This is a genomic window from Priestia sp. LL-8 (assembly GCF_036227845.1).
GTDB classification, from domain to species: domain Bacteria; phylum Bacillota; class Bacilli; order Bacillales; family Bacillaceae_H; genus Priestia; species Priestia zanthoxyli.
Window position 1 is genome coordinate 3,021,104 of sequence record NZ_JAZAQH010000001.1, and the last position, 12,603, is coordinate 3,033,706.

14 protein-coding genes are annotated in these 12,603 nt (G+C 38.0%); 8 read left to right on the top strand and 6 right to left on the bottom strand.

What is annotated here, in order from left to right; all coding sequences use genetic code 11:
* The first annotated feature begins 545 nt into the window (after positions 1-545).
* Entirely contained in the window at positions 546-2,297 is a 1,752-nt protein-coding gene (locus U9R83_RS15325; RefSeq protein WP_209366959.1) for an SH3 domain-containing protein, read from the top strand.
* Between the two features lie 29 nt (positions 2,298-2,326).
* Here the strand turns inward: U9R83_RS15325 and rpsN are convergent, their stop codons facing one another.
* Entirely contained in the window at positions 2,327-2,596 is a 270-nt protein-coding gene (gene rpsN, locus U9R83_RS15330) for a 30S ribosomal protein S14 (protein ID WP_014459415.1), read from the bottom strand.
* Between the two features lie 412 nt (positions 2,597-3,008).
* Between rpsN and U9R83_RS15335 the strand changes: the two genes are divergently transcribed.
* From U9R83_RS15335 to U9R83_RS15345, 3 genes are all read left to right on the top strand, one after another.
* On the top strand, positions 3,009-3,284 hold the full coding sequence (locus U9R83_RS15335; protein ID WP_013057736.1) for an AbrB/MazE/SpoVT family DNA-binding domain-containing protein: 276 nt from the start codon (positions 3,009-3,011) through the stop codon (positions 3,282-3,284).
* A 120-nt stretch (positions 3,285-3,404) separates the two neighbouring features.
* Complete coding sequence (locus U9R83_RS15340) at positions 3,405-3,866, top strand: DinB family protein (RefSeq protein ID WP_014459413.1); 462 nt, start codon at positions 3,405-3,407, stop codon at positions 3,864-3,866.
* Between the two features lie 188 nt (positions 3,867-4,054).
* A complete protein-coding gene (locus U9R83_RS15345) occupies positions 4,055-4,822 on the top strand; it encodes a class I SAM-dependent methyltransferase (RefSeq protein WP_014459412.1) in 768 nt (255 codons plus the stop codon).
* 15 nt (positions 4,823-4,837) lie between these two features.
* On the opposite strand, the gene U9R83_RS15350 is transcribed toward U9R83_RS15345, so the two are convergent.
* The gene (locus tag U9R83_RS15350; RefSeq protein WP_115654288.1) at positions 4,838-5,518 is read right to left on the bottom strand and encodes an FHA domain-containing protein; all 681 of its coding nucleotides are present in this window, start codon (positions 5,516-5,518) and stop codon (positions 4,838-4,840) included.
* 313 nt (positions 5,519-5,831) lie between these two features.
* On the opposite strand from U9R83_RS15350, the gene U9R83_RS15355 reads away from it, so the two are divergent.
* Positions 5,832-5,966 carry a hypothetical protein gene (locus U9R83_RS15355; protein ID WP_013057740.1) on the top strand — a complete coding sequence of 45 codons (135 nt, stop codon included), beginning with the start codon at positions 5,832-5,834 and terminating at the stop codon, positions 5,964-5,966.
* A 59-nt stretch (positions 5,967-6,025) separates the two neighbouring features.
* Here the strand turns inward: U9R83_RS15355 and cobT are convergent, their stop codons facing one another.
* The gene (gene cobT, locus U9R83_RS15360) at positions 6,026-7,063 is read right to left on the bottom strand and encodes a nicotinate-nucleotide--dimethylbenzimidazole phosphoribosyltransferase (RefSeq protein ID WP_014459410.1); all 1,038 of its coding nucleotides are present in this window, start codon (positions 7,061-7,063) and stop codon (positions 6,026-6,028) included.
* Positions 7,064-7,225: 162 nt separating this feature from the next.
* Between cobT and U9R83_RS15365 the strand changes: the two genes are divergently transcribed.
* Positions 7,226-8,092 carry a YitT family protein gene (locus U9R83_RS15365; RefSeq protein ID WP_014459409.1) on the top strand — a complete coding sequence of 289 codons (867 nt, stop codon included), beginning with the start codon at positions 7,226-7,228 and terminating at the stop codon, positions 8,090-8,092.
* A gap of 66 nt (positions 8,093-8,158) precedes the next feature.
* Positions 8,159-8,515, top strand: a complete 357-nt coding sequence (locus tag U9R83_RS15370; RefSeq protein WP_115654289.1) for a hypothetical protein — start codon at positions 8,159-8,161, stop codon at positions 8,513-8,515.
* 328 nt (positions 8,516-8,843) lie between these two features.
* On the opposite strand, the gene U9R83_RS15375 is transcribed toward U9R83_RS15370, so the two are convergent.
* Positions 8,844-9,290, bottom strand: coding sequence for a GNAT family N-acetyltransferase (locus tag U9R83_RS15375; RefSeq protein ID WP_014459407.1), 447 nt, complete (start codon positions 9,288-9,290; stop codon positions 8,844-8,846).
* Positions 9,291-9,476: 186 nt separating this feature from the next.
* Positions 9,477-10,631, bottom strand: coding sequence for an MFS transporter (locus U9R83_RS15380; RefSeq protein WP_328575325.1), 1,155 nt, complete (start codon positions 10,629-10,631; stop codon positions 9,477-9,479).
* Between the two features lie 360 nt (positions 10,632-10,991).
* Between U9R83_RS15380 and U9R83_RS15385 the strand changes: the two genes are divergently transcribed.
* Positions 10,992-11,555 (top strand): YitT family protein, encoded by a 564-nt coding sequence (locus U9R83_RS15385; protein ID WP_014459404.1) that lies wholly within the window; start codon positions 10,992-10,994, stop codon positions 11,553-11,555.
* Positions 11,556-11,583: 28 nt separating this feature from the next.
* On the opposite strand, the gene U9R83_RS15390 is transcribed toward U9R83_RS15385, so the two are convergent.
* Positions 11,584-12,468, bottom strand: coding sequence for a diacylglycerol/lipid kinase family protein (locus U9R83_RS15390; protein ID WP_243549495.1), 885 nt, complete (start codon positions 12,466-12,468; stop codon positions 11,584-11,586).
* Positions 12,469-12,603 lie beyond the last annotated feature (135 nt).

Here is a 12,603-nt window from a genome sequence, read left to right on the forward strand (position 1 = left end):
CCTTTCACTTTTTTATACTGTACCATGTTTCAAAGTAAAAAGAAAGAATTTTCTAACTATTTACTTTTAGTTTATGCTACGATCTTTACAGCAATATAGACAGGCTTTTTATTATTTTATATATTTTTGTTATTTTTATTCTAAATGTTTCATAATTGTGGATGTTTCCTCCTTCAAAAGATAGATACGATTTCATCTGCTATCTCTCCTCTATCCTATTCACATCCGGCTGCTTTATACTATTTTACATTTTCTCTAGTATAAAACACGTCCTCAAAATGTAGATAAACAAAGGACTAAATGCTTTTAATATCTCTAAATTCAACCTTTAACATAATTATATTTTACATTAATGTAAAATTTTATCGGTAAGGATGGCAGATAGTTCAAATTCATTATACAATTGAATTTCGACATATAGTATGATGGATAATATCGGTATTATGAGATAATAGTAGATTTCACTCAAAATTTTGGACTTTTTGCCGATATATGCTTTGTATACCAATAAACTTATGTTGAAATTAATTTGCAAGGAGGAAAAAATGAATAAAAAACATGTCATGTACACAGCCGTTTCTTCTGTTCTTTTAAGCTCTTCATTGCTTTTGCATTCCATTGATGCAGATGCAGCTGAATCGGCCAAAGTAACTGCTACATCGTTAAATGTACGTGCAACGCCTAGTACAAGCGGTGCTATCGTTGGGAAAATAACGAAGGGAAACACCGTTAATATAGTAGATGAAAGTAAAGGATGGGCTAAAATTACCTATAACGGTAAAGACGCTTGGATTTCATCTCAATACATAAATAAAACGCAAACAAACAGTACTTCTACCGAAAATTCGACATCGAAGTCAGCGATCGTTAATGCGAGCTCATTAAACGTTCGGTCTTCTGCAAGCACAAGCGCATCCATCGTGACAAACTTATCGCGAGGTTCCAAAGTAACGGTGGTAAAAGAAAGCGGGTCTTGGTCACAGATTAAAACGGCAAGTGGCAAAACGGGCTGGGTAGCGAGTCAGTACCTACAAGCAGGATCCGGTTCTTCTACACCGAATAAAAACTCGGGTTCTACTTCATCCAAGTCAGCGACCGTTAACGCCAGCTCACTAAACGTTCGTTCTTCTGCGAGCACAAGCGCGTCTATCGTGACGAACTTATCGCGAGGTTCCAAAGTAACAGTGGTAAAAGAAAGCGGGTCTTGGTCTCAGATTAAAACGGCAAGCGGTCAAACGGGCTGGGTGGCGAGTCAGTACCTACAAGCAGGATCCGGTTCTTCTACACCGACTAGTAACTCGGGTTCTACGACATCCAAGTCAGCGGTTGTTAACGCTAGCTCATTAAATGTTCGCTCTTCTGCGAGCACAAGCGCATCGGTCGTGACGAACTTATCCCGAGGTTCCAAAGTAACGGTGGTAAAAGAAAGCGGATCTTGGTCACAGATCAAAACGGCAAGTGGTCAAACGGGCTGGGTAGCAAGTCAATATTTGCAAGCTGATTCCGGACAGTCTTCACAAACAGCCCAGTCTATTCAAATTACAAAAGCTTCAAATTTACGCAGTCAGCCGAGCTTAAGCGCGGGAATTATCCGTGTAGCAAAAGCAGGCGAAAGATTCAAAAAAGTAGGCGAAAAGAATGACTGGGTGCAAATTCAGTACTCTGCAAGTCAAACAGCATGGGTATCAAAAGGGCTAACAGCTCCGGCTGGTTCCACAACTTCAGCTAGTTTGCCTTCCCCTTCTGCTGCTTTAAAAGATAAAATTATTGTAGTAGACGCTGGGCACGGCGGATATGACCCTGGTACTTCAGGTAAATCATCAATTGAGAAAAAACTAGCGCTAACAACAGCAAAACTTGTAGCAAGCCGCTTAGCTAATGCTGGAGCAAATGTATTTATGACTCGTTCAAACGATACTTTTATCTCACTAAGCGGACGAGTGAACGTTAGTGAAGCAAAGCATGCAGATGCATTTATCAGCATTCACTATAACGCTTCTACTTCATCTTCTGCAAACGGCATCGCATCATTTTATTACAGTGAAGCCAAAGATAAAGAATTAGCAAAATACATTCAAGAAAGCATGGCTGAAAACGCGCCTTCTATGAAGGATATGGGGGTTCATTTTGGAGATTATTATGTTACTCGAGAAAACAACCAGCGTGCTGTACTTCTTGAATTAGGCTTTTTATCAAATGCTCACGATGAGCAAATTGTTTCTTCTAACGCGTATCAGCAGCAAATATCTACAGGCATTTATCAAGGAATTGCTCGATATTTTGCAGCTAATAAATAATAAAAGCCCTCATTATGAGGGCTTTTATACTACCAGCTTGCTTTTTTAACACCTGGAATTTGTCCTTTGTATGCTAATTCCCTAAACGCGATGCGTGACATTTCAAATTTTCTAAGGTAGCCTCTAGGACGACCGGTAACGCGGCAGCGATTATTTAAGCGCGTTGGTGAAGAATCTCTAGGCAATTTTTTTAACGCTTCGTAATCTCCTTTTTCCTTCAGCTCTTGGCGCAATTGCGCGTACTTCGCTACCATCTCTTGACGCTTTTGTTCTTTTACAACTTTTGCTTTTTTAGCCAAACTCTTTGTCATCCTTTCATTTTATTACTTTTTTATTTGAAATACGTAATCATTACGATTTAATTATTTTGAGCAAGTTATTCTCTGATTTAATCATATTTTCTTCATTCTTTCAACTTATTTGCTTCCATACTTACATGTAGCCTATCCCTAAGCTGCTGTATAAACATAAATAACATTGTATGTCAAATGTAATTAATTCCTTCATCTCCTATATCATACAAAGAGCCCTACATATTCCATATTGTAGGAGGATTTGTATTTACAGATAATATTTCAATAATATTACAGTTCATTTACATATTAATAACTTCGACAAATTTAGCGGTTATCTAGTATATAATCATCTTAGAAATTCCAAAAATAATATTTTGCGTACTCAATAAAATATAAAAGTAAAGGTGATTAAAAAATGAAATCGACTGGTATTGTAAGAAAAGTAGATGATTTAGGTCGTATCGTAATTCCGAAAGAGTTAAGACGTGTTCTTGAAATAGATGTAAAAGATCCTGTTGAAATTTTTGTCGAAACAGATCGAATTATTTTAAAGAAATATGAGCCGAACGGTGCTTGTGCGATTACTGGCGAAGTATCTTCTGACAACGTAACAATCGCAGATGGCAAATTAACTTTAAGCCGCGAAGGTATGGAGTTATTGCTTGAAGAGTTAAAACAACGTAATTTCTAATAATATGAAAAGCAGCTGCTCATATGCAGCTGTTTTTCTGTTTGATAAAGTTTTTTCTTCGCTTTCTGATTTTCAGATGCTATACTCAGAAGCGAATACATAATAAAGGAGCCTTTTATCATGACAGTTGAACAAATTACTCATCACTTTTTAGCACATCGAAACGTAACTAATGAATTAATCAACAAAATTGAAGCAGGTCACTATGAATACAAGCCTGCCCCGACATCTATGTCCGCTTTTGACTTATCTACGCATATTTTAACATCCTTTTATGCATTTGCATCAGTGGTAAAATCCGGTGATTTATCTCCACTTGGTCAAAAAGCTGATTTTAGCGGTAAGTCATTATCGGACCTTGCAGCTGAATACACGAAAAAAACAGTAGACGTATTACGCTCACTTAGCGAAGATGATTTAAATAAGACGATTGACGCAACTGCAGCGTTTGGAAGAAAGCTTCCCGGAAGACAACTTTTACAAATGGCGATTGACCATGAAATTCATCATAAAGGAAATTTATACGTCTACGTACGTGAGATGGGTCATACAGATCTTCCTCTATTTGTTCAGTTCGGTTAATGGTTATAAAATAGTTCGTGCTTGTAAGCGCCCAAGCTAGAAGTTTGGTGCGCTTTTTCTTTGGAGTTTTCGGCATAATAAGTAAGATATATGGTATAATTCTATCAATAACTTCATATCTACTATTCAAAGCTTGTTTCTTCTTATAAAACGATAGTCATCATCTTTTACAAAGGAGGAATCACTTCATGAGTCAAACTGTTAACCAACAAAAAATTGCTCAAGTGTATCATCTTCCGTTTGTTTCTTCATTTGGAGGAAGTGCTATGAACCTTCTTTCTCCTCAAGCTGGCGAACATATTTTAGATATTGGCTGCGGCACTGGCGAATTTATTTCGCAGCTCAATAAGCTTCATGTCCATGCGACGGGCATCGATTGCTCTGAAAATATGATTGAACAGGCTCGTCATCAGTACCCAACTCTATCCTTTGAACAGTTAAATGCCCTTAACCTTCCTTATTACGAACAATTTGACGCAGTTTTTTCAAATGCAACTTTACACGACATCCGTCCCCCTCACCTTGTCATTAAAAACATTTACAATGCTTTAAAACCAAATGGCCGATTTGTAGCAGAATTTTGGGGAAAAGGAAACATGGACGAAATTTTCACAGAAATCATTCGTCAATTTAAAACGTTTGATATCCCTTATAACGATGTAGATTTCCCATGGTACTTTCCTTCTGTAGCTGAATATTCTTCTCTTTTGGAATCACAGAATTTTCAAGTCACCACGGCCATTCACTACAGCCGTCCCTTCTTGTTAAAAGGGGAAAACGGCTTGCGTAATTGGCTAGAAATAAATGCAGCCCCTCTTTTTGCTCACGTGACGACAGAAACTAAAAATGTCCTCATCACGCGCTTAGAAAATCGAATGCAAGATAAACTATTTCAAAATGGATCTTGGCTAGCAGAAGCTAAACATATACGTGTACATGCTGTAAAACGAGATTAAAAAATGGACGTGATTCTATTCACGTCCATTTTCGTTAAAGTGCAGCCAATATCCTTTTCCTCGAATCACTTCGATTTCTAAATATGTTCCTATTTTTTTGCGAACCCGGTAAATCAGCGCATTCAGCTCCTCCGCTGCTACTAGAATTTCTCCATTTGACTCTACTCGTTCAGGCCAAACGCTTTTTTTTAACGCTTCTTTTGAAACAAATTGATTGTTGTATTCTAGAAGATAAGCTAAGCACGCGTATTCTTTATCTGACAGAATATATGTTTCCTCTTTTACTTTTACTTTCTGCAAAATTGGATCTAATGTGTAAAATGGCTTATTTATTTGTTTTAGCAAAGGTCCTAAATCGAGGGTTGCATCCATATCATCATTTCTAAATACTAAGGCTGCCTCTTCATTTGCTAAGGTAATGACATCCTGCTCTTTCAATAAACGAGGAGTTCCAGGCTGTAACTCTTCTCCGTTTACTTTTGTCCCGTGTTTACTAAACAAGTCTGTAATGAAAAATGTATTGCTTTCGTACGTTACTTCAAAATGCTTCCGTGAAATGTAAGCACTTTGAAAGGCCAGATAAGGCTCCCATTCTTCACTGCTTCGCCCGATAATACAGGCTTTATCTTTTGGAATAGGCACGGAAGCTCCTTCATAAAAAGGAGCACCGTTCCGAATAATCAACATACCGTTCATTGTTTGCTCACACTCTTTTTTTAAATTTTTCTGACTCTTATTATGTAATTATAACACTCACATTTATTGAGATTTCTTCCAACTTTGGATAACATCATAGTATAGTCAGTTATATGATAAAGGTTGTTGTCATGTAAGTAAACCTTTAGGGTATTTCTTTTCTCATTAGAAGAATACGTATTCTTTGCACTGACGGGGATACAATTTTTTATAAAATAATTTGATTTTTAGTAACTTTGACATATGTTCTCTCTTTTTAAAGCGGAGTAAAATAGGAAAATACGTGAAATATTTACATAATGGAGGAAGACCAATGGGACGTTTGCCAAAAGATAGAGAAATTCAAGCGATTAAACGACGCGTTGCACTGGTATTGTTAATTATTGGATCATTCATTTTAACAGGTGCTAGTTTTAGCATTTACTGGTTTATGATGTTAAAAATATAAGGTTTTTTTATAAAATAAAGAAAAAAGACATGGTTTTCTTCCCATGTCTTTTTTGAGTTTTATTCTTTCTCAGACACTCCTGCAGATTGAAACGTGGCCATGTTGGCAATCATCAATGAAGCTGAGTGCAACAGCGGAAATGTAATAGCAGCCCCACTTCCTTCACCTAACCGAAGATTGAGATTAAGAAGAGGCTTCTTGTCAAGAAGCTTCATCGCACACGCATGACCTTGTTCAACGGATTGGTGACTAGCAAACATATAGTCTCTTGCTTGTATATTGATTTCTGTCGCTAAAAGGGCTGCAACTGTACAAATAAAACCATCTACTAAAATAGGAATACGATGAGCAGCTGCCGCCAGCATAGCACCTGTCATTCCGGCAATTTCAAGCCCCCCTATTTTACTGATAATATCAATCGGATCTTGAGGGTTAATGTGCCTATTTTGCAGGGCTTCTTCAATCACGTTCACTTTGTGGCGCAGTTGTTCGTCAGAAATCCCTGTGCCCATTCCTGCAAGCTTAGCAACTTTTTCCCCTGTCAATACAGCTAAAATAGCCGTGCTTGACGTGGTATTTCCGATGCCCATTTCTCCTACAATTAAACATTTAATTCCTTGGGCAATAAGCTCTTCAGCTTCTTCATATCCTACTTGAACAGCCTGCTCTGCCTCACTGCGCGTCATCGCGTCTTCTTTATGAAAACTTGCTGTGCCCAGCTTCACTTTGCGTTGTACAAGATCCTTATGGGAAAGGTCAGAAGCAATGCCGATGTCAATCAGTTTGAACTGTGCATCTATTTGCTGACTAAACACGTTAATAGCTGCTCCTCCCTGCAAAAAATTCAGCGCCATTTGTGCCGTTACGTCTTGCGGATAAGCTGAAACTCCTTCTTTTACAATTCCATGATCGCCTGCAAAAACGAGGACTCCTGGGGGCGTGACTGTCGGAAAAGCTTCCCCTGTCATGGCCGCTAGTTCAACTGCTATTTCTTCAAGTCTCCCAAGGCTTCCTATCGGTTTGGTTAATGTATCAATATAGCGTGCCGCTTTTTCGCCAGCGCTTGTTTGAAGCGCTGGAATATAAACGTTTATCATATGTACAGCTCCTTTATTTCAGCAAATGTCTACCGTTTAATTTAACAGGATTTTGTTTATTCTGGCTAGTCTTTTTTAAAGTAGATAATTGGATAGAGTTCCCAAGACTTAGTTATACTAGTAAGAGTTGCGTATAGGCAGTATTTTGAAAGGAAAGATTTTATGACAACGAAACAGCATAAAAAGGAAAAGGCAGGTCGGCTCATTTATCGCTACATTATGATGTTAATTGGGGCTTCCTTGGCTGCCGTTTCTATCGAATTATTTTTAGTCCCAAATTCCGTCATTGATGGCGGTATTATCGGTATTTCTCTAATTTTAGTTTACTTAACAAAATTGCCGTTCAGTCTTCTTATCATCATCTTTAATCTCCCTTTTTTATATAGTGGATACAAACAAATTGGTCGTAGCTTCTGCTTTTCATCTATGTTTGCAGTTGTTGCTTTATCCATTGTAGAATCTCAATTGCACCATGTTCCAGCTGTAACATCTGAACCGCTTCTTGCTACTGTATTTGGCGGGCTGCTGTTAGGAGCAGGTGTAGGAACGGTCATTCGTCACGGTGGAGCGTTAGACGGAACTGAGATTTTAGGTATTTTATTAACAAAAAAAATCCCGTTTTCTGTAGGCGAATTTGTGATGTTTTTAAATATCTTTATTTTCGCTTGGGCAGGGTTCGTGCTAGGTTGGGAACAGGCCATGTACTCGATCCTTACGTACTATATTGCTTCTAAAACAATCGATGCGATTATTCAAGGGCTTGATGAAACAAAAGCAGCTTTTATTGTTTCAAATCACTATGAAGAGCTATCAGACGCTATTACGCATCGTCTAGGCCGCGGCGTGACGAAACTGTATGGTAAAGGCGGATTTGAAGGTACAGAAAAAGAAGTCATATACGTAGTTGTGACGCGTTTAGAAATTACCAAGCTTAAAACTATTATTTCTGAAATTGATCCACATGCATTTACAACCATTATGGATACCCAGGAAGCGCAGGGCGGCAAATTCAAATCAGCCATTCACTAACTATACATAAGCGTGGATTTCTCTGAGCATGCTAATAGCTGACTACCCGTAAAGGAGCTCACCACAATGAAAGAACAAATGTCCAACTTATTTCATCAATTAAAACAGTCGGTTTCCGATGTATCTGATAAGTTATATGACAAAGTACATACGCTGCAATCATCACAAGGAGTCAGTGTGTTTGAACTGTATGAATGGTTTAAAGAAAACCCAAGCACAAGCGTACAAAAACAAACGCTGCTCGGGATTTCGTACTCTTTCTATACACTCCACGCAGACGGCGTTTTTTTCTATATGGAAACGAAATATGATTATTTGCTTTACATGACTATTTATAGTCCAACACGTCATTATTTCACCTATCATTCTTACAGAGATTCTTTGTCAACAGTGACTCCCTTGACGTTTCCTATTACTAAATAATAAAAAGCTCCTCAATCGAGGAGCTTTCTTTATATGGTTATCTTCCTTTTCGGACTTTAAAGATAAACAGCGCAAGTAAAAAACCGCTCGTCGCAGTTACTATTTTCCACGCGTTTAAGATTGGATTTTTTTTCAAGGTCCTGCTCCTTCCTTGCGGCTATACTAAAAATAGGATGGCCGCCTTTCAAACAGCTAGTCCAACTTCTCCCTACTATTGATACGATCATCTAACATATAGCCCACCGACATTTTCATCCATTTCACTTTTCATACTATAACATATTTTTGCCATTTAGTAGAAGTCTTAAAAGTAAAAGCTGTACTTCTCTTAAAAAAAACGGTATTGAACCCCTTCATTTTCTTTACCGTTCATTTTTTGATAAAGGTTTTGAGCAACTTTATTTTCACTGCTGCACTCAGCGGTCATACCTGCAAACTCATACTTTTGAGAATAGGCAAGGCAAATCTTAAACAAACGTTCACCAATTTTATTTCCTCTGTTTAAAGGAGATACGTACAAGTCTTTTAAGACGGCTGTTTCTTTAAAATAATGGGTGCTCCACGATACGTACACCGTCGCAAAACCTACTAGTTTCCCTTCCAATTCAGCAACAAATTGGATACCATAGGAAGGATTATTCAATAGACGCTTAATATGTAAAGTTAAAGCTTTCCGGGAAGGGTCAGGCTGCTCACAGAATTTCACTATATATTCTTGCATTAACGTAGCCAGTCGCTCTCGATCAGTTTCAACCGCCTGTCGAATGACAACCATTTAATCACTCCTTTTAGCTCAACGCTCTTAACATAATTCGATAGCTATACTTTTTTTCCTTTCGTTTTCGTGAAAAGCTTCCTACTTTTACACAAGGGGGTATTTAAAGCAAACAACCTTATACGGCGGTTGAGGAGAGAAAATACGCTGTTTTAAAAAAAGGTTGCAAACAGCAACCTTTTTTAGTTAGCAAGCGCATAATTCACCTACACAGCCGCTGATTACAATCAGTCCTCCTGCCGTTAGAAACGCCGCGGTCACATTTAGCGAAGCAACAGCGCCAAGCAGCAGCACCGAAAGCCCAAACGTCACATATGAAACGCTCAGCGTAGCGGAAAGCACCTTAGGAAGCTTTTCTAAAGGAACGGCCGTTTGTGTAAGCGTGTAAGAACACGTAGCGCTTATTTGAAGGGCAATGCCAATAGCGAAACTAAGTAAAAGTGAAAGAAAAGGCACAGATATCACTCCGAACAATAATGTAAAGAAACCTGAAAAAAGACTGCCTAGTATTACGATATGATAAAGACTTCTCTCTTGCTCAACTGAAATCTTCAGCAAAACGAAACCACCAAGAACCGTTCCAACAAAAAAACTGCTGTTAATATATCCCCACCAAGCTTCATTTTTATTTAATATCTCTTTCACAAACACGTAGACAATTGCTGATGCCCAAACGCCGGCAGCCATCCCTTCTAAAACCTCCATGACTAATAAAACCCGCAGGCGCGGATAATGCCAAATTAGCTTCCATCCCTCTTTTAACCCTTGTTTTTGCTTCGTTTTAGAAGAATGAGCGTTCATGCGAATGGCCTGCATAAATATGATTGATAAACTGAATAACGAAAATGACAGCCATAAAAGGCCAGTAGCATCCCAGCTAATGATCAGAAAGCTTCCAAGCGGATAGGCTGCAATCTGAATCGTTTGATCGGTGACATTAAACATACTGTTCCATTTTAACAGCTTCTCTTTATCTACTAAATGAGGAAGCATAGAGCTTTGAACCGGAGCTGCCCACCCATCGAAAAAAGCAATAAACGCCACGCAGCACAGCATGCTGATAAGCGACATATGCCACAAGAAAAACATAGACAAAACACTGGTTTTTAACAGCTGAGACACAACAAGAATACGCTTAGCCCTGTAGCGATCTATAAGAAAAGGCACAGTAAAACTGCTCAAAAACTTAGCAGCCGTAATGGTAAACGGAATGCATGAAAGCAGCACAGGAGAACTATTTTGAGCATAAAGAATGCTGATTAACGCAACAATATATAATACATCTGCTAAATTGGCTTGGCTTTGACCAAACCATAAAAAAAGTACGGAACGATTTTTCACGACAATCCCTCTTTCTTTTTAGTATGACTGAAAAGAAAGAGAATCCTACACGTAATCAACCCCTTTATATAGCGGCTTGCTTTTATCGACTTATTACAATCATATGCTTTTTGCACAACACAACTTTTTTATATATTAAAAAATACAAACAGTTAAACAGTATCGTAAAAAATCAAGAAATTGTCGTGAAAACGAAGTTAGATTAACTATAGAATATCAGAGTTATAGAATCAATACTTTTTACATAATTTTCTTTTTTCTTCTTCTTTACTTCTAAATAACCTAAGCTTGCCATATACATAGATGGACGAGTACTCCTATTAAAATTTAACGTATAGGGTGAGGAATATTTTTTCGAGAGTGGTTTCGATTTGCTGTGGCAGCTTATTAATTGGACTAGGGCTAAACGGATTTATTGCTCCGTATCACTTACTAGACGGTGGACTTATAGGATTTGGGCTTATCGTATATTATGTGTTTGGAACTCCTATCGGAATGTCCATTTTCTTTTTGAACGTACCTGTCTATTTATATGCTTTTTTTCGTCATCGTCAAAACTTTTTTTATGGAAGTATAGGTTTATTTGTTTCTTTTTTTATGACAGAATGGCTGTCTATTCTCGAAGGCACGTTGGAGCTTCCTTTGCTCTTTAGCTCATTGCTTGGAGGCGCACTCGTAGGAATGGGAATAGGACTGATGCTTCGCTACGGCATCAGTTCGGATGGGCTTGATTTAATTGCTATTATTGTATCAAAAAAATGGAAAATCAATATAGGAGTAACCATTTTTATCTTAGACAGTACGATTATGATAGTGGGCTTACATATTATCGGATTTACTGCTTTTTGCTATTCCATGCTTGTTATTACGATGAGCAGCATAATGATTATGCTCTTTACTTCTCCCCGATGGCTCTCTTCATAAAAAAAACGCTGGAAGTTCCAGCGTTTTTTTATCTGTTTCCGACTATCATATTTATGTGATTGTGGAGAACCGTAATCGTTGAAGGTGTTGTCGTTTCTTTTTCTCCATCACAATCTACCGTTTTTTCAGGAGTAGTTTCGATATGGACTTCTTTTGCACGAAAATGCATAAGGTTGCTGTCAGGGTTAAGCTGTTCCTCATCAGGGCTTGTTTGTAACCATGCCATCACGGGCTCGATTCCCATTTCTTTAATAACGAATACATCTAATAATCCGTCTTGAAATGAGCTGTTTCCTAGCATAGCGCGAGTTCCTCCTAAAAAAGGACCGTTCCCAATTAACACCATAACAGCTTCTCCTTCATAGGAAGCTTTTTCACTCGTCATTTTTAATTGAAAAGGCTCTGCTTGATTCAAAGTTCTACCTACGCTCATGTAGTAAGAGAGCTTACCAAATTTCTCTTTATTTTCTTCTAAAATATTTTCAGATACATCAGCTACGAGGCCGATTCCCCAAAAGTTTAAAAAATAATCTTCGCCATGTTTTCCAACATCCACTGCCTCCGTCTGCTTTTCTATAATTTGCTCCACTGCTTTTAAAGGATTTTGATTCATTCCAATTGCACGCGAAAAGTCGTTGCACGTTCCTCCAGGTAAAATAGCAAATACAGGGCGTTGCTTCAGCGGAGCAAGAGCGTTGATGAGTTCATAAATTGTCCCGTCTCCACCTGCTCCAATAATGACATCCGCTTTGCCTTCCAATTTTCTTACCAGATCGGCACCATCTCCAGGTTGCTCTGTTTTATATAAAGTAACCGTCTCAAATGCAGTGTTTAACCGATCACATATAAAGTCAATTTCATTTACTAATTTTTTGTTTCCTGCGTTTGGATTCAAAATCACTGCTGCCTTCATCTTTCTCTCTCCTCTATTCATATCTTCCGTTTCACCTTTTTTCCCTTTATTTTAAAAAAACAAACCTTTTCAAATATGAACGTTTTATGAAACCATTCCAATAGTACTTTTTTTACTTTCAAAACCTGCTATAAT